General features: G+C 72.3%; 16 protein-coding genes. 10 read left to right on the forward strand and 6 right to left on the reverse strand.

Features of this window, described 5'->3' with window-relative positions; translation table 11 throughout:
- Positions 1 to 86: 86 nt before the first annotated feature.
- Positions 87 to 3,224: an efflux RND transporter permease subunit gene (locus ASG59_RS10865; RefSeq protein WP_056408823.1), complete on the reverse strand. Its 3,138-nt coding sequence runs from the start codon at positions 3,222 to 3,224 to the stop codon at positions 87 to 89.
- Between the two features lie 15 nt (positions 3,225 to 3,239).
- The gene (locus tag ASG59_RS10870; RefSeq protein ID WP_056408825.1) at positions 3,240 to 4,478 is read right to left on the reverse strand and encodes an efflux RND transporter periplasmic adaptor subunit; all 1,239 of its coding nucleotides are present in this window, start codon (positions 4,476 to 4,478) and stop codon (positions 3,240 to 3,242) included.
- A gap of 232 nt (positions 4,479 to 4,710) precedes the next feature.
- Here ASG59_RS10870 and ASG59_RS10875 point away from each other — a divergent pair, with 232 nt between their 5' ends.
- The 3 genes from ASG59_RS10875 to ASG59_RS10885 all read left to right on the forward strand — a co-directional run bounded on the left by ASG59_RS10875 (position 4,711) and on the right by ASG59_RS10885 (position 6,742).
- Positions 4,711 to 4,893, forward strand: a complete 183-nt coding sequence (locus ASG59_RS10875; RefSeq protein ID WP_055879936.1) for a hypothetical protein — start codon at positions 4,711 to 4,713, stop codon at positions 4,891 to 4,893.
- Positions 4,894 to 4,993: 100 nt separating this feature from the next.
- On the forward strand, positions 4,994 to 6,262 hold the full coding sequence (locus ASG59_RS10880; RefSeq protein ID WP_056408827.1) for an adenosylmethionine--8-amino-7-oxononanoate transaminase: 1,269 nt from the start codon (positions 4,994 to 4,996) through the stop codon (positions 6,260 to 6,262).
- A 90-nt stretch (positions 6,263 to 6,352) separates the two neighbouring features.
- Positions 6,353 to 6,742, forward strand: a complete 390-nt coding sequence (locus ASG59_RS10885; RefSeq protein ID WP_156387516.1) for a response regulator — start codon at positions 6,353 to 6,355, stop codon at positions 6,740 to 6,742.
- On the opposite strand, the gene ASG59_RS10890 is transcribed toward ASG59_RS10885, so the two are convergent.
- A complete protein-coding gene (locus ASG59_RS10890) occupies positions 6,720 to 7,394 on the reverse strand; it encodes an HAD family hydrolase (protein WP_056408910.1) in 675 nt (224 codons plus the stop codon). The two genes, ASG59_RS10885 and ASG59_RS10890, sit on opposite strands and share 23 nt — an antisense overlap.
- Positions 7,395 to 7,585: 191 nt before the next feature.
- Here ASG59_RS10890 and ASG59_RS10895 point away from each other — a divergent pair, with 191 nt between their 5' ends.
- Both ASG59_RS10895 and ASG59_RS10900 read left to right on the forward strand, forming a co-directional pair.
- Entirely contained in the window at positions 7,586 to 7,939 is a 354-nt protein-coding gene (locus ASG59_RS10895; protein ID WP_056280819.1) for a hypothetical protein, read from the forward strand.
- A 139-nt stretch (positions 7,940 to 8,078) separates the two neighbouring features.
- Complete coding sequence (locus tag ASG59_RS10900) at positions 8,079 to 8,636, forward strand: DUF4337 domain-containing protein (RefSeq protein WP_056280821.1); 558 nt, start codon at positions 8,079 to 8,081, stop codon at positions 8,634 to 8,636.
- Between the two features lie 38 nt (positions 8,637 to 8,674).
- On the opposite strand, the gene ASG59_RS10905 is transcribed toward ASG59_RS10900, so the two are convergent.
- Positions 8,675 to 12,112 (reverse strand): acyl-[ACP]--phospholipid O-acyltransferase, encoded by a 3,438-nt coding sequence (locus tag ASG59_RS10905; protein WP_056408913.1) that lies wholly within the window; start codon positions 12,110 to 12,112, stop codon positions 8,675 to 8,677.
- A gap of 362 nt (positions 12,113 to 12,474) precedes the next feature.
- Here ASG59_RS10905 and ASG59_RS10910 point away from each other — a divergent pair, with 362 nt between their 5' ends.
- On the forward strand, positions 12,475 to 12,960 hold the full coding sequence (locus ASG59_RS10910) for a TetR-like C-terminal domain-containing protein (RefSeq protein WP_244472255.1): 486 nt from the start codon (positions 12,475 to 12,477) through the stop codon (positions 12,958 to 12,960).
- Here ASG59_RS10910 and ASG59_RS10915 read toward each other — a convergent pair.
- Positions 12,957 to 13,904, reverse strand: a complete 948-nt coding sequence (locus tag ASG59_RS10915) for an ABC transporter ATP-binding protein (RefSeq protein WP_055879960.1) — start codon at positions 13,902 to 13,904, stop codon at positions 12,957 to 12,959. The two genes, ASG59_RS10910 and ASG59_RS10915, sit on opposite strands and share 4 nt — an antisense overlap.
- Positions 13,905 to 13,935: 31 nt before the next feature.
- Entirely contained in the window at positions 13,936 to 14,232 is a 297-nt protein-coding gene (locus ASG59_RS10920) for a hypothetical protein (protein ID WP_082528728.1), read from the reverse strand.
- A 268-nt stretch (positions 14,233 to 14,500) separates the two neighbouring features.
- On the opposite strand from ASG59_RS10920, the gene ASG59_RS10925 reads away from it, so the two are divergent.
- The 4 genes from ASG59_RS10925 (at position 14,501) to mepA (ending at position 16,638) form a co-directional block, all read left to right on the forward strand.
- Positions 14,501 to 14,839, forward strand: coding sequence for a DUF2293 domain-containing protein (locus ASG59_RS10925; protein ID WP_055879966.1), 339 nt, complete (start codon positions 14,501 to 14,503; stop codon positions 14,837 to 14,839).
- Between the two features lie 90 nt (positions 14,840 to 14,929).
- Complete coding sequence (locus ASG59_RS10930) at positions 14,930 to 15,139, forward strand: TOBE domain-containing protein (protein WP_055879968.1); 210 nt, start codon at positions 14,930 to 14,932, stop codon at positions 15,137 to 15,139.
- A 5-nt stretch (positions 15,140 to 15,144) separates the two neighbouring features.
- Complete coding sequence (locus tag ASG59_RS10935; protein WP_056408829.1) at positions 15,145 to 15,660, forward strand: hypothetical protein; 516 nt, start codon at positions 15,145 to 15,147, stop codon at positions 15,658 to 15,660.
- Positions 15,661 to 15,708: 48 nt separating this feature from the next.
- Positions 15,709 to 16,638, forward strand: coding sequence for a penicillin-insensitive murein endopeptidase (gene mepA, locus ASG59_RS10940; protein WP_055879975.1), 930 nt, complete (start codon positions 15,709 to 15,711; stop codon positions 16,636 to 16,638).
- Positions 16,639 to 16,642: the final 4 nt, after the last annotated feature.

Here is a 16,642-nt window from a genome sequence, read left to right on the forward strand (position 1 = left end):
CACGGGACGAGGTTGCGGGCAACGGCGGCAGGGACGGAGCCGACGGAGGCAATCGACACCGGTTCGCGGGGAAAAAGGGGGGCCCCCTACTCCGCCGCCACCCGCGGCGAGATGCGGCCGTCGTTGGCGGGCGGGCCCGGGAGGGCGAAGGGCTCGCCGGCCTCGGGTTCGTCCTTGGTCCCGATGAAGCGCGAGAACAGGCGCACGATCAGGCGGGAGAGGTCGTCCACCAGTACGAAGATCGCCGGCACGAAGATCAGCGACAGGCCCGTCGAGACGATGAGGCCGCCGATCACCGCGATGGCCATCGGGGCGCGGAACTCGCCGCCGATGCCCAATGCCATCGCCGAGGGCACCATGCCGGCGGCCATGGCGATGGTGGTCATCACGATGGGCCGGGCGCGCTTGCGGCCGGCGTCGATGATGGCGGTGGCGCGGTCGACCCCGGCCGCCATCTCCTCGATGGCGAAATCCACCAGCATGATCGCGTTCTTGGTCACCACGCCCATCAGCATCAGGATGCCGATGACCACGGGCATCGAGATCGGCTTGCTGAAGATCAGGAGGCCGAGGATGGCGCCGCCGATGGAGAGCGGCAGCGAGAACAGGATGGTGAGCGGCTGCAGGAAGTTGCCGAACAGCAGCACCAGCACCCCGAACACCATCATCAGGCCGGCGCCCATGGCCAGGGCGAAGCCTTCGAACACCTCGCCCATCACCTCGGCGTCGCCGGTCTGGCGCAGGGTGACGCCCGGCGGCAGGTTCTTGGCGGTGGGCAGCGCCATCACCGCCTCGATGAGGGAGCCGAGCGCGTCCGAGCCCTGCATGTCCGCCTCCAGCGCCACGCGGATGGCGCGGTCGTAGCGGTCGATGGCGGTGGGCCCCTGGCCGAGGCTGATGTCGGCGACGCTCGCCAGAGGCACCGCCGCGCCGGCCTTGACCGGCACCTTCATGGTCGCGATCTCGGAAAGGTCGCCGCGCAGCCGTTCGGGCAGCTGCACCCGGATCGGCACCTGGCGGTCGCCGGCGTTGAACTTGGCCAGATTCGCGCCGATGTCGCCGATGGTGCCGACCCTGACCGTCTCGGCGATGAGGTCGGTGGAGACGCCCAGATCCGCCGCGACGCCGGCCTTGGGCCGGATGCGGACCTCGGTGCGGTCGAGGGGGGCTGTGGACATCACGTTGACGAGGTGGGGCACCCCCGCCGCCTCGCGCTGCAGCTGGGCGGCGGTGTCGGCCACCACCAGCCGGTCGGGGCCGGCCACCACCAGGGTGAGGTCGCGCTGGCCGCTCTCGCGCAGCGCCCAGAACCGGATGTCGGGCGTCTCCCTCAGGAGGGCGCCGATCACCACGTCCATCTGCTTCTGGGTGCGGGCGCGGGTGTTCTTCGGGGTCAGGTTGATGGTGAAGGTGGCGAGCCGCACCTCCTTCTTGCCGGGCAGCTGGCGGCCGCCGTCCACGAACACGCTGCGCACCTCCGGCAGGCCGCGGATGCGCTCGACGAGCCCGTCGGTGACGCGGGTGGTGTCGGCCAGGCGCGCGCCGGGGGGAAGCTCCACCACGAAGATGGTGCGCGCCGCGTCCTCCGCCGGCAGGAAGCCGGCCGGCAAGAGGGTGGTCGACCAGATCGAGACGGCAAAGCAGCCGAGCCCCACCACCAGCGTGACGAACTTGTGGCGCACCGACCACGCGACGATGCGGGTGTAGCCGCGCATCACGAAGCCCTCGCGGGTGTCCTCCGGCCCGTGGTCGCGCAGGAAATAGGCGGCCAGCAGCGGCGTGATCAGGCGCGCCACCAGCAGCGACATGAACACCGCGGCCGCGATGGTGAGGCCGAACTGCTTGAAGTACTGCCCGGCGATGCCGCTCATGAAGGAGACGGGGGCGAAGATCGCGATGATCGTCGCCGTGATGGCGATGACGGCCAGCCCGATCTCGTCGGCGGCCTCCAGCGAGGCGCGGTAGGCCGATTTGCCCATGCGCATGTGGCGCACGATGTTCTCGATCTCGACGATGGCGTCGTCGACGAGGATGCCGGTGACGAGGGTGATGGCCAGCAGGCTGACGGCGTTGAGCGAGAAGCCGAGCGTGCTCATGACCCAGAAGGTCGGCAGCACCGAGAGCGGCAGCGCGATCGAGGCGATGAGCGTGGCGCGCCAGTCGCGCAGGAACACGAACACCACGACGACGGCGAGCAGCGCCCCCTCGATGAGGCTCAGCATCGCCGAGTGGTAGTTGCCGACCGTGTTGGTCACCACCGTGTCGATGAGGTCGAAGCGCACGCCCGGGTTCTTCTCGGCCAGCTCCGCGATCTTCCGGGCCACCGATTCGGCCACCTGCGCGTCGCTGGCGCCGGTGGCGCGCGAGATCGCGAAGGCCACCACCGGCTCGCCGTTGAAGCGGGCGAAGGTGCGCGGCTCCTCCGAGCCGTCGACCAGGGTGGCGAGTTCGTCGAGCCGGACCTTGCGGTTGCCCGGCACCACGATGGAGGTCTCGGCCAGGGTCGCCAGGCTCGCGGCCCCGCCGAGGGTGCGGATCGACTGCTCGAGGCCGCCGACCTCGCCGCGCCCGCCGGCCATGTCGGCGGAGGTGAGGCGGACCTGCCGGTTGACGTCGGCCGCGGTGATGCCCAGCGCCAGCAGCCGGTCGGGCTTGAGGATGACACGGATCTCGCGGGCGACGCCGCCGAGGCGCTCGACGCCGCCCACCCCCTTCACGCCCTGGATCTGGCGGGCGACGACGTCGTCGATGAGCCAGGACAGGTCCTCGGGCGTCATCGCCGGCGCCGAGGCGCCGTAGACCATGATCGGCAGGCCGGCGATGTCGACGCGGCTGACGATGGGCTCGTCGATGGTGCGCGGCAGGGTGACCCGGACCTTGGCGATGGCGTCCTTGACGTCGTTCACCGCCCGGTCGGTGTTGGTCTCCAGCCGGAACTCGATGGTGGTGGTCGAGGTGCCCTCGGCGATGGCCGAGGTGATGTGCTTGACGCCCCTCACGCCGGCGACCGCGTCCTCCACCACCTTGGTGACCTGGGTCTGCAGCTCGGAGGGGGCGGCACCGGCCTGCGTCACCAGGATCGAGACGATCGGGATGTCGATGTTGGGAAAGCGCGTGATCGGCAGGCTGCGGAAGCTGACGATGCCGAGCACCACCAGGACCAGGAACAGGACGATCGAGGGGATGGGCTTGCGGATCGCCCAGGCGGAGACGTTGAGGCGCATGGCGTCAGATCCCGCTCACTTGGCCACCGTGTCGGCAGAAGGCTTGGCCGCCGTGTCGGCAGAAGGCTTGGCCGCCGCGTCGGCGGCCACCGCCGCCCGGACCATCCGGATGCGGTCGCCGTCGCGCAGGAAGCTGCTGGCGCGCACCACCACCGCCTCGTCGGCCTCCACGCCCGAGCGCACTTCGAGCAGGCCCTTGGCCGAGAGGCCGGGGACGATCTTGCGCGCCTCGACGCGGCCGTCCACGGCCACCAGCACGCCGGCGCCGCCGTCGGCCCGGTAGAGCACCGCCGAGAGCGGCACCGTCACGCCCTCGCGCCGGCTGACCTCGACCCGGCCGCGGGCGAAGGCGCCGATGCGCAGGCCCGGATCGGGATCGAGGCTGATGCGGACCTTGCCGAGCCGGGTGGCGCGGTCGATCTCGGGGTCGATGCGGCGGACCCGGCCGCCGAGGGTGCGGCCCTCGTCGAGGTCGAGGCGGGCGGGGTCGCCGACCTCGAGCCGGGGCATCGCGGTCTCGGGCACCTCGCCTTCGAGCTCGATCTCGCCCCGGGCGATCAGGCGGAACAGCGGCTCGCCCACGGCGGTGGCGGTGGCACCGACCCGGGCGGTGCGGCGGTTGACGATGCCGGCTTCGGGGGCGCGGATTTCGGTGCGGGCCCGCCTGAGGGCGATCTCGCTGGCCTGGGCCCTGGCGGAGGCGAGCTCGGCTTCCGCCAGTTGCAGGCCGCCGCGGGCGGAGGCGAGGCGCCCCTCGCCGGATTCGGCGGCCGAGACGCGCTGCTCCAGGGTGACGGCGGTGGCGTTGCCGGTCTTCACGAGCGACCGCGCACGCTCCAGGGACAGGTTGGCCTCGGTCTGCGCGGCCTGCGACTGCACGATCTGGCTGCGGGCCTGGACGATGGAGGCCTCGGCCTTGGCGATGGCGGCGCGGTTGGCCGCCTCCTGCGTCTCGACCATCTCGCGCGAGAGCCGGGCCAGCACCTGGCCCTTCTCGACGCGCGCGCCCTCCTCGACCAGCAGTTCGGTGATGCGGAAGCCCTCGACCTCCGGCGCCACCAGGATCTCGTCGCGGGCCACCAAGGTGCCGGTGACCACGGCCTCCTCCACCAGTTCGCGCCGGGCGGCGGGCGCCACCGTCACGGCGGGCGCCAGGGCCGCGGCGTCCGGCACCGTGGAGGGCTCGGCCGCAGCGAGGCCCGCCGATCCGAGGACCGACGCGGCGAGGGCGAGGACGAGGCGGGTGGCGTGCATCGGTTGTCGGGGCCCGGCGGACGTGTTGACGCGGGGACGGACGCGTCGCGCCGCTGCCCCCCGAGCACCCAGCGGTGCCCGGCAAGGCCGGCGTTTTCAAGGCCCCGAGGTTTCCGGACCGTTGCGCCGTCGTCGCATGGCGGCCCGGACCGCGGCATCGTCACGGACTGCAACCGGGGGCCGCGTCCGGCGTTGACCGTCCAGATATCCACCGGGTGAAGGCGGAGCGGACATGACCATCTACCAGATCAAGCAGACCACCAGCGGTGCCGTGCTCTGGACCGGCCAGGCGAGTGACGCCGATTCGGCCCTCGACGCGATGGCCCGCGAGGCCGGCTACACCCACTTCAGCGCCCTGCCCGATCAGATCCGCGCGAGCGGCGTGGTCGCCACCGAGCTGACCCAGCTTCGTTGACGCGGGGGCTTCGGCCTCCGTCGACCATCCTCCCCGGGACCGCAGCCCACACGGCTGCGGTCCCTTGACGTGCCTGGGGCGGGCGCCCATTCCGGCCGCCATGGCCCGTCCCTCCACCGCCCTGTGGCGGCCGTACACGCAGATGCAGACCGCGGCGGCGCCGCTCGAGGCGGTGCGCACCCACGGGTCGCGGATCGTTCTCGCCGATGGGCGCGAACTCGTGGACGGCATCGCCTCGTGGTGGACGGCGGTCCACGGCTACAACCATCCCCACATCCGCGCCGCCGTGGCCGACCAGCTCGCAGCCATGCCGCACGTGATGTTCGGCGGGCTCAGCCATGCCCCGGCCGAGCGCTTGGCCGCGCGCCTCGCCGCCCTGCTGCCGGGCGACCTCGACCACGTCTTCTTCACCGATTCGGGGTCCGTCGCCGTCGAGGTTGCCCTCAAGATGGCCGTCCAGATGTGGACCAACCGCGGGGTGGCCGGGCGGACGCGCTTCCTCGCCTTCCGGGGCGGCTACCATGGCGACACCATGGGGGCGATGTCGGTGTGCGACCCCGTCGACGGCATGCACCGCGCCTTCGGCGACGCGGTGCCGGCCCAGGTCTTCTGCGACCTGCCGCGGTCGGAGGCCGAAGTGGAGGCCCTCGACCGGACGCTGGCAGCCAACCGCGAGACCCTGGCCGGGGTGATCGTCGAACCCCTGGTGCAGGGGGCCGGCGGCATGCGGATGCACGCCCCGGAGGTGCTGGCGACCATCGCCCGCCTCGCCCGGCGCCACGGGCTGCCCCTCATCTGCGACGAGATCTTCACCGGGTTCGGCCGCACCGGCACCCTGTTCGCCTGCGAGCAGGCGGGCGTGGTGCCCGACATCCTGTGCCTGTCGAAGGCGCTCACCGGGGGCACCATGGCGCTGGCCGCCACCGTGGCGCGCACGGAGGTGTTCGAGGCGTTCCTGTCCGACGATCCCGCCCACGCGCTGATGCACGGCCCGACCTTCATGGCCAACCCGCTGGCATGTGCGGCGGCCAACGCCAGCCTCGACCTGTTCGAGACGCAGCCGCGCCTCGAACAGGCCGGTGCCATCGCCCTGCGCCTCGCCGAGGGGCTGGCGCCCCTGTCCGGCCTGCCCGGCGTCGTCGACGTGCGCGTGCTGGGCGCCATCGGCGTGGTGCAGCTCGCGGCTCCTCCGGATCTGGCCGACCTCAAGGCCCGCTTCGTCGCGCAGGGCGTCTGGGTCCGGCCGTTCGGCGACATCGTGTACCTGACCCCCTCGCTCGCCATTCCCATGGCCGACCTCGACCGTCTCGTGGCGGCGGTGACGCGCGTGGTGCGGGACGTCGTCGGCGAGGGAGGGCTGCAACCCTGACCGGCCTCGGTCGTTGGGTCACTGACACGCCGCGCGGTGCGCCCTCGCACGCCGCCGGCGCCGATACCCTTCGCAAAGAGGACGGCTATCGTGGTGGAACAGACGACAGGCCCGGCCGGCGACCGCCCGGTGATCCTCCTGGTGGAGGACGAGGCGCTGACGATCATGGATCTCGCCGACGTCCTGGAGGATGGCGGCTACGACACGGTGCAATGCGCCTCCGCCGAGCGGGCGCTCGGCATCCTGCAGGCGAGGCCAGACATTCGCGGCCTCGTCACCGACGTCGAATTGTCGGGCAAGGTCAACGGGTTCGATCTCGCCACCGCCGTCTCGGAGGCGCGGCCGCACCTGCCGATCGTGATCGTCTCGGGGCGGGCCGCACCGGACCCCGAGCGGATGCCGGACGGCGCCCATTTCATCGCCCGTCCGTGCACGGGCGAGGACATCCTGCACCAGATCAGGCGACTGATGCCGTGCTGAGGGAGCCGGCCCGCGCCACGATCCCGTCCAGGTCGCGGTGGTCGCGGTAGATCGGGACGGCGCCGGCCGCCGCGAGGTCGGCGCCGGAGCGGTCGTGGCTCCAGTGGCCGCCGCCCGTGAAGCCGGTCACCCGCATACCCGCCGCCCGTGCCGCGATCACGCCCGGCACGCTGTCCTCGATCACCAGGCAGGCGGCCGGGGCCACGCCCATGGTCGCGGCGGCGTGCAGGAACAGGTCGGGGGCCGGCTTGCCCCGCGCCACCATGGTCGAGGAAAAGATCCGTCCCTCGAACAGGGGCAGCAGGCCGGTGAGGCCGAGGGAATGGCGCAGCCGCACCGGATCGCTGCTCGATGCGACGCAGAACGGCAGGGACAGCGAGGAGACCGCACCCGCGATTCCGGGCATCGGCGTCAGCCGCGCGTCGAACGCCGCCAGGGTGTCGGCCTTGAGCCGGGGGAGGAACCCCTCCGGCGCGGCAATGCCGGTATCCTGGGTGACCGCGGCCATGATCGAGGCCATCGACATGCCGGCGAACCGCGCCCGCACGGTGTCCACGTCGATGGCGACACCGATGCGGTTGAGACCGGCCGTGAGGCAGGCGAGACTGATCGGCTCGCTGTCGATGAGCACGCCGTCGCAGTCGAAGACGATCAGGGCGAGGGGGGCATGACTGTCGGGAGCTTGGCCGTCAGGAGCATGGCGGTCGCCTGTCGTCGGTGTCGCTGGTGGTCCACTGTCCCGCATGCCGCCCCTGTGGCATGGCTTGCGCGCACCCCGCAACCGCAGCCCGATGCTGCGCTCCTCATCCCGTCACGGCCGAACCGGCAGGGTCTTCAGCCGCCATGCTCCGCTTTCTCCTCCGCGCCCTCGGCCTCGTCATCCTGGCCGCGGGCTTCGTCTGCCTCGTCTATGACGGCGCCCGTTCGGTGGCCAACAACGGGTTGCGCGTCACGACCCTCGGCGAACTGCCTCTGACCACCCTGGCCACGCCGCTGGCCAACCTCAAGACCGCGATCGAGGGCATCGCGCCCTGGCTGTGGCAGGCGATCCTGCTGCCGCTCGGCGTCGCCCCCGCGGCACTGATCGGCCTGGTGCTGGGCGTGATCCTGCTCTGGATCGGCCAGCCCCTGCGCGAACCCGCCCGCTCCTACGGCCCCATCCCCGCCGGGCGCCGCGGCGGGCCTGCGGGACCGTAACCCGCGCGACCGTGCCCGCGAGACCGTGCCCGGTTGAGCGCGAGCCGGCTCGCCGTCACGCACGACGTAGACGAGAAACGGTTGCGCTCGGGCCTCCGATCGGTTGTCTCTCCGCCGCGAACGAATCACGGGAGGAACCATGTCGGGTCACGGGGCCGTAGACGGCGCGAACAAGAAGATCGCGTTGCTGATTTCGGTGCTGGCGCTGTTCCTGGCGCTGGCGGAGACGCTGGCCAAGGGCGCGCAGACCGAGGCGCTCAGCGCCAACGTCGAGGCCGCCAACCAGTGGTCCTTCTTCCAGGCGCGGACCATCCGCGGCACCATCCTGCGCAGCGCCGACGAGACCCTGGTGCTCACCGCGCCCGGGGGCGCCGAGGCGGAGGCGGTCAAGGCGAAGCGGGCGGAATGGGCCAAGACCCTGGCGCGCTGGGAGTCGGACCCCGCCTCCGGCGACGGCCGCAAGGAACTGCAGGAGAAGGCACGCGCCTCGGAAGCGCGCCGCGACCTCGCCCTGCACCGCTACCACCAGTACGAGATCGGCTCGGCCGCGTTCCAGATCGGGATCGTGCTGGCTTCGGCCCAGGTCATCACCGGTATCGCGGCGCTCGGCTTCCTCGGCGGCGGCCTCGGGGTGATGGGCCTCGCGCTCCTGGGCTTCGGTCTCTACGCGCCGCACGCCCTGCCGTTCTTCCACTGACCGCGAGAGGGGGACCGCCTCGGCCCCCTCTTACCCCCTCACGCCGCCGCGGTGGCCTGACCCTCGGCGCGCTCGCGGGCGAGCCGGGTGACGGTCACCTGGTCGACCTTGCCGGTGCCGAGCATCGGCACCTTGTCGACGACCACCACCTCGGCGGGAATCGCGATCTCGGTGGCGCCCTTGCCCTTGGCGAAGACCTGGTAGTCGGCCCGCGTCGCGCCCCTCGCCTCGGTGAACAGGATCAGCCGCTCGCCCTTGCGCGCGTCGGGCACCGCGGCCACCGCGCTCGGGGCCTGGGGCCAGAGTTCGGCGGCGAGCGACTCGATGGCGGCGAGCGACACCATCTCGCCGGCGATCTTGGCGAAACGCTTGGCCCGGCCCTTGATGGTGACGAAGCCGGCCGCGTCGATGGTGACGATGTCGCCGGTGTCGTGCCACCCGTCGGCCGGCGGCTCCAGCACGCCCGGCTTCTCGGCGCGCAGGTAGCCGAGCATGACGTTGGGGCCGCGCACGAACAGGCGCCCGCCCTCCTCGATCCCCGGCACCGTCTCGAGCCTGGATTCCATGCCCGGCATGATCCGCCCGACGCTGCCGAACTTGTTGAACATCGGCGTGTTGAGCGCCAGCACCGGGCCGGTCTCGGTGACGCCGTAGCCTTCGAGGATCCGCAGGCCGAATTTTTCCGCATAGGTGCGCCGGGTCGATTCCTTCACCGGCTCGGCGCCGGCCAGGATGTAGCGCAGGGAGCGCAGGTCGTAGGCATGCGCCGCCCGGGCGTAGCCGGTGAGGAAGGTGTCGGTGCCGAAAAGGATGGTGCTGTTCGAGCCGTAGATGAGCTCGGGCACGATCCGGTAGTGCAGCGGCGAGGGGTAGAGGTAGACCGGCACGCCCGAGACCAGCGGCAGCACCAGCCCCACCGTCAGCCCGAAGGCGTGGAAGACGGGGAGCACGTTGAAGACCTTGTCGGTGCGGCCGAAATCGATGCGCGCGGCGGCCTGGGCGGTGTTGGCGAGCATGTTGCGGTTGGCCAGCACCACGCCCTTGGGCGTGCCCTCCGAGCCCGAGGTGAACAGGATCGCGGCCGGGTCGTCGCCCTTTCGCGCCACCAGGGGCTTTCGCTTGGCCAGGATCCCATTGGCGAGCAGGCCACGCAGCTTGTCCGTGGTGGAGATCGTGGCGCGCACGTCTTCGAGGTAGACGAGCTTCACCGCACCCTGGATCGCCTCGACCAGCCCCCCGAGGCGGGCCTTCTCGATGAAGCCGCGCGAGGTCAGGATGGTGGTGACCTGCGCCGCCTTGCAGGCGGACAGGATGTTGGCGGGCCCGGCCGAGAAGTTGATCATCGCCGGCACCCGGCCCGCCGAGGCCAGGGCGAAGAAGGTCACCGCCGCGCCGTTGGCGTTGGGCAGCATCAGGCCGATGGGACGGCCCTCCGGCGCCAGCGGCATCAGTTTGCGGCCCAGCACCGTGGCCCCCATCACGAGGCGGGAGTAGGAGAGCTTGCCGGTGATCGGGTCCTCCACCGCGGTGCGGCCCCAGCCGTAGTCCTCGCCCGCCGCGATCAGCGCTTCCATCAGGCCGCGGTCGATCGGCGTGGTGTCGAACACGAGGTTCGACATGATGCCGTAGAGGGCGGCCCCCGCCGCCTGCCGGCGGTTCTTGCCCTTGAGGGCGGGATCGACCTCGAGGCGCACCGGCGGCATCACGGTGACGACGATCTTGGGCCACCAGCGCCCGCGCACCTGGTCCCGCGACAGGCGGGAGAAGATGGTCTTCTCCGGTCCCTCGATGCGCACCGGCACCACCATGGCGCCGGACTTGTCGGCGATGAGCCCGGCCCCGTCGTAGACCTTCATCAGGCTCCCCGTCACCGTGAGCCGGCCCTCGGGGAAGATGATCAGCGTCTCGCCGTTCTTGACGGCGTTGATGAGGGTGCGCGTGCCCATGGGCTTGGTCGGATCGAGCGGCATCGCCTTGGTGATCCGCAGGAACGGCTTCACCCACCAGCGCTGCGCGATGCCGTGGTCGATGGCGAACACCGGCTCCTGGTCGAGGAGCGACAGGGCCAGCGGCGCATCGAGGAACGAGACGTGGTTGAGGGCGATGATCGCGTTGGGGCCGGCGGCCTCCACGTTCTCGAGGCCGCGCACCTCGAGGCGGTAGAAGGCGCGGAACAGGATCGAGAGGAAATCGCGAAACGCACTGGTGGGCATCACCGTCAGGATCACCGCGCCGGCCACGAGGTTGAGCACGGAGATCAGCGCGAACAGGGCGGCCATCGACCAGCCCGCGCCCTGCAGGGCGGCCAGCGCCAGGGTGCCGCCCACCATGAAGGCGGCGGTGAGCACGTTGACGGCGCCGATGACGCGGGCGCGCTTGTCCTTGTCGGTCCAGGCCTGGACCGCGGCGAAGGAGGGTACGATGTAGAGGCCGCCGGCGATGGCCAAGCCCACGAGGTCGATGGTGACGCGCAGGCCGGTGCCCGTGGCGAGGAAGGCCTGCGCGCCGACGAGTTCGCCGCTGCCCGGGGGGAGGTGCGACAGCGTCCAGGCGAGGTCGAGGCCGAACAGGCCCATCAGCACGGCGCCGATCGGGGTCGGCAGCAGCACGATGCGCCCGCTCGCCAGCCAGGAGGCGAGGCCCGAGCCCAGCGCGATGCCCACCGAGAACATGGCCAGCAGCAGCGTCACCACCGTCTCGGAGCCGTGGAGGCTGTTCTTGACCATGACGGGCAGGAGCGAGAGCACCACCGCGCCCACCAGCCAGAACCAGCTCACGATGAGCGAGCCGCGCCACAGCCGGGTGTCCGACCACAGATCGCGCAGGAGGTCGCGGGTCGAGCGGGCGATGTTGGGGTCGATCACGAGATCGGGCGCGCCTTCGCCGGTGCGCGGGATGCCGCGGGCGCAGAGCCAGCACAGGATCGCGAAGGCCATGATCATCACGCCGAAGGCGGCGGGCTCGCCGCCCATGGCGGTGGCCAGCCCGGCGACGATGGTGCCCAGCAGGATCGCGAGGAAGGTCGCGCCCTCGATGAGCGCGTTGCCGGCCGGCAGTTCGGCCCGCTTCAGGTGATCGGGCAGGATGCCGTACTTGATGGGTCCGAACAGGGCGGCGATGGCGCCGAACAGCCCGAGAGCCACGAACAGGACCGGAACCGAGTGGAGGTAGAAGCCGAGCACCGCGGCGCCCGCGGCGAAGATCTCGGCGAACTTCAGGCGCTTGGCGACCACCGCCTTGTCGTAGCGGTCGGCGAGCTGGCCGCCGAGGCCCGACAGGATGAAGAACGGGCCGATGAAGACGGCGCTGGCCAGGGTGACGAGCATGCCGGGGGACGCGCCGTCGCCGCCCTGGCTGACCTTGAACAGGATCAGGAACGCCAGGGCGTTCTTGAGGAAGTTGTCGTTGAAGGCGGAGAAGAACTGGCACCAGAACAGCGGCGCGAAACGGCGCGCGGTCATCAACGAGCGGAACATGGCATTCTCCTCCGGCGGGAGCATGACTGCCCGCCACATAACGAAGCGTCAAATTCGGGCCTGCGCGGCTCATTTCGGGTGAGCCCGGCCGCGATCTATTTGAACGACGTGCAAATTATGGCGTCGTTTTATACGCCGTGCAATCTTGATCCGGGGGCGCCGGGCCCCTAAGCCGCCGGCTCCGTGCGGCGCCGCACGGCCGGGCGGGAGGGACGAGCGCGGTGACCGAGCCAACCCGAAGCAGAACGACGGCGCGGCGCGGCACCGGCCCGCGCGGCGAGCACAGCCGCGAGGAATTCTCGGCCCTCGTCACCAAGGCGGCAGAGGGGCTGGTACGGACCGAGGGCCTGCGCGGCCTCGGGATGCGGCGGCTGGCCGCCGTGATCGGCTACGCCCCGAACTCGATCTACAACGCGGTCGGCGACCTCGACACGGTGGTGATGCGGGTGAACGCCCGCACCCTGGCGCGCCTGCACGCGGCCCTCGTCGCCTCGGTGGACGCCGGAGCGACGCCCCGCGCCAACGCCCTCGCGCTGGCCGACACCTACCTCGCCTTCGTGGCCGCCGACCCGCAGGTGTGGAGCCTCGTGTTCGAGCATACCCTCGCCCCGGATTCGGCGTTCCCGGAGTGGTATGCGGCGGCCCTGGCCCAGGCCACCGACCTCGTCGACCGGGTGCTGGCCCCGATGATCCCCGATGCGACGGAACGGCGCCAGGCGGTGGCGACCCTGTGGGCGGGCCTGCACGGGCTGGCCTCGCTCTCGACCTCGCGCAAGCTCGCGGTGCTGACCCCGGAGCCGCCCCGCGACCTGGCACGGCTGCTGGTGGGGCGGTTCCTGGGTCCCTAAACGCCCGGGCCCGGCACCCGCGCCGCGGCCCGGATCGCTTCGATGTCGAGCCGGGCCGGCGCGTCCAGACCGGTGACCGCGAGGCGGGATGCGCCGGTGGCGAACAGCAGCGCCAGGGCCTCCTTCAGCGAGGCCTCCCCCGCGATGGCCGGGGCGCCGGGGGCGTCGCCGGGACTCGCGCAGGCGGCCACCGTGACGAGGGCGAGGCGGCGCAGCACCCGGTCCTCGCCGAGGAAGGCGGCGACGCCCGCGTCGGCGGGGGCCGCGAGCAGCGTCAGGGGCGCATCGGCCTGGGCGATCCGGCCCTCGCGCATCACCACGACCCGGTCGGCGAGCCGCATGGCCTCGTCGAGGTCGTGGGTGACCAGGATCACGGTCTTGCGCAAACGACGCAGGATGGCGCCGATCTCCCCCTGCAGGCGGTCGCGGGCGGCCGGATCGACCGCACCGAAGGGCTCGTCCATCAGGAGCACCGGCGGGTCGGCGGCCAGTGCCCGCGCCACGCCGACCCGCTGGCGCTGGCCGCCGGAGAGGGCGTCGGGCCGGCGCCGGCGGTACTGCCCGGGATCGAGGCCCACGAGGTCGAGCATGGCGTCGACCCGCGCCTCGACGCGGGCGCGCGGCCAGCCCAGCAGGACGGGCACGGTGGCGACGTTCTGCGCGACGCTGCGATGGGGAAACAGCCCGACCCCTTGCAGCACGTAGCCGATGGAGCGGCGCAGGACGACCGGATCGACCTCGGCCACGTCGCGCCCCGCCACCCGGATGCGACCGGCATCGGGTTCGACCAGCCGGTTGACCATGCGCAGGGTGGTCGACTTGCCGCAGCCGGACGGGCCGATCAGGGCGCAGGTCGTCCCCTCGGGCACGGTGAGGTCGATGCCGTCCACGGCCGGGCGCTCGGCGCCGGGATAGCGCTTCGAGACGGCCTCCAGGCGGATCACGGGGGCGGACCCGACCGGACGGCGGCCCGGGTCAGCAGCCCTTGCAGATCGAGCCCATGGTGGTGCGCATCTTGGCGTCCCAGGCCTTGTCGCGGGCGGCGGCCTCGCGCTGGGCCTTGAGCATGGCGGCCTCGGTCCCGGCCTTGGAGAACGGGGCACCCTTGGCGGCGGTCCGCTCGGCGGCGCCCGGCGGCTTGGTGACGCCGGTGGCGGTGACGGCGCGCTGCCCGCCCGCGGGCCGGGCGGCGGGATCCTGCGCCATCGCCCCGGACGCGGCCGAGCCGGTAACCAGGACGATCAGGGCGAGGAGGGCGGCGGCTTTGGCCATGGCGGTGTCCTGGAAGGGGGGAGGCAAGGCGGTGGCGAGAGGGCGCCACCGGCCCACGCCACCGGCCGGCGGCGGGAGCCGGCGCAGTGTGGCAGAGATGATGAAAGGATCCGCCCAGCGATACCCACCACCCGGCCGGCGGACAACCGCCGGCGGGCGACCCTTTGCATCCTCCGCCGTTAGCCGACACAGATGGAAAGATTGTGGCCGGGCCGGATCGCCCGGGCCCGCAAGGCCGACCGAGCGTGGCCGATGGAGGACGCCGCCGATGCATCGACCCGACGGCCCGACGCGGCGCGAGGCCGTGGCCGCCGCCCTCGCCCGCCTCGCCCCGCGCCTGCCGGCGTTCGAGGCGGGGGCGGTGCTCGACCGGGTGCTGGCGAGCCCTGGCCTGCGCCGGGGCCGTCCGGAGGCGTCGGCCTGGCTCGGCCTCGTCGCCTATGCCCGCCACGTCTGCACCGACTACGACGACCTCCTCGACGAGGGCTACGACCGCGACAGCGCCCGTCACTTCGTGCGCGACGACATCAATGCCGCGCTGGCCGGCTGGGGTGTCGCGCGGCGGGTCAGCGGCGAGGAGACGGAGGACGGCGACGACCCGGCATGACCCGGTCGGGAGCCGCGACGCGGTCGCGCGAAGGCCGGTGGAGGTGTATGAGATCGGGCCGACATCAATCCCGGGATCGAGGTCTCCCTCATGCAGATCAGCGCACGCAACGTCATCAAGGGCACCGTGGTGTCGGTGGAGACCGGGGCCACGACCGCCCACGTCAAGATCGAGATCGCACCCGGCCAGGTCGTCACCGCCGCCATCACCAACGACGCCGTGGCGAGCCTGAAGCTGGCGGTGGGCAAGCCCGCCTATGCCGTGGTCAAGGCCTCCGACGTCATGGTCGCGGTGGATTGAGGCCGATGCGCACCCGGCTCCTCGCCTGCCTCGTCGTCGTCCTCGCCGGGGTCGCCGCGTCCGCGGCGCGGGCGGGCGAGACCGAGGCCTGCGCCTCCTTCGACTGGCCGCTCCAGCGCGAGCTCGCGTGGTTCTCCGCGCCGGACCTGCCGCGCCTGGCCTCCGGTGCCACCCTGCCGCCGGAAATGCCGGGGGCGGTGCTCGCCCTGTCGGCCGAGGCCCAGGCGCGCCTGCCGCTCACGCCCTCGCGCGAACCCAAGCCCGAGACGCGCGGCGGCGTCCTCGAGATTCCCGCCCCGCTGATGCCGGGGATCTACCAGGTCACCCTCTCGGAAAAAGCCTGGATCGACGTGAGCCAGGACGGGACCACGACCCGCCCGCCGCTCGCCAGCACCCGCCGGCAGGGATGTCCCGGGATCGCCAAGAGCGTGCGCTTCCAGCTCGGCACCCGGCCGGTGACGATCATGGTGAGCGGCGCCGAGGCCGACAGCATCCGGATCGCGGTGGCGCCGGCCGAGTGAGGCCGATGCCCTCGACGCAGCGGGCCAGGATGGACTAGCGTCCGGCCCATGATCCGATCCCCCGCCTTCGCCGCGTTCCTCGCCCTCGCCGCCCTCGTCCCGTCCCCGGCCGCACTGGCCCAGGACCGCGGCACCCTCGACGCCAAGCCGCTGCCGCCGCTGGCCAATCCCGACGATCCCTCGACCCCCGCCAAGGCCCTGTTCGGGCGCGCCACCAGCCCGGCCCCGGGGCCGGAGGCGGCCTACGGTTCCTATGCCAGGGGCTGCTTTGCCGGGGGCGAGGCGCTGGCGGTGGACGGCCCGACCTGGCAGGTGATGCGCCTGTCGCGCAACCGGATGTGGGGCACCCCCCACCTCGTGGCGTTCATGGAGCGCCTGGCCGCCAAGGTGCCGCGGGTCGGCTGGCCGGGCCTGCTCGTGGGCGACATGTCGCAGCCCCGCGGCGGCCCGATGCTGACCGGCCACGCCTCGCACCAGCTCGGCCTCGATGCCGACGTGTGGCTGACGCCGATGCCCGACCGCCGCCTGAGCCGGTCCGAGCGCGAGGAGATGTCGGCCACCAACGTGGTGCGGCCCGACCGCCTCGACATCGACCCCGGCGTGTGGACGCCCGAGCACCTCAAGCTGATCCGGCTCACGGCGCAGCAGCCCGAGGTGGCGCGCCTGTTCGTCAACCCGGCGATCAAGAAGGCCCTGTGCCGCGAGGCCGACGGCAACCGCGGCTGGCTCTCCAAGGTGCGCCCGATGTACGGGCACAACTACCATTACCACATCCGCCTCGCCTGCCCGGCGGGGGCGGCGCAATGCGAGGACCAGGCCTCGCCGCCCGGCAGCGACGGTTGCGGCGAGGAGCTCGCCTATTGGTTCAGCGACGCGGTGCTCAACCCGCCCAAATCCACCAAGCCGGGCAAGCCCAAGCCGCCGATGACCATGGCCGCGCTGCCGCCGTCCTGCCGGACCGTGCTCAAGGCCCGCTGAGGGA

The organism is Methylobacterium sp. Leaf466, assembly GCF_001425565.1.
Classification (GTDB): Bacteria; Pseudomonadota; Alphaproteobacteria; order Rhizobiales; family Beijerinckiaceae; genus Methylobacterium.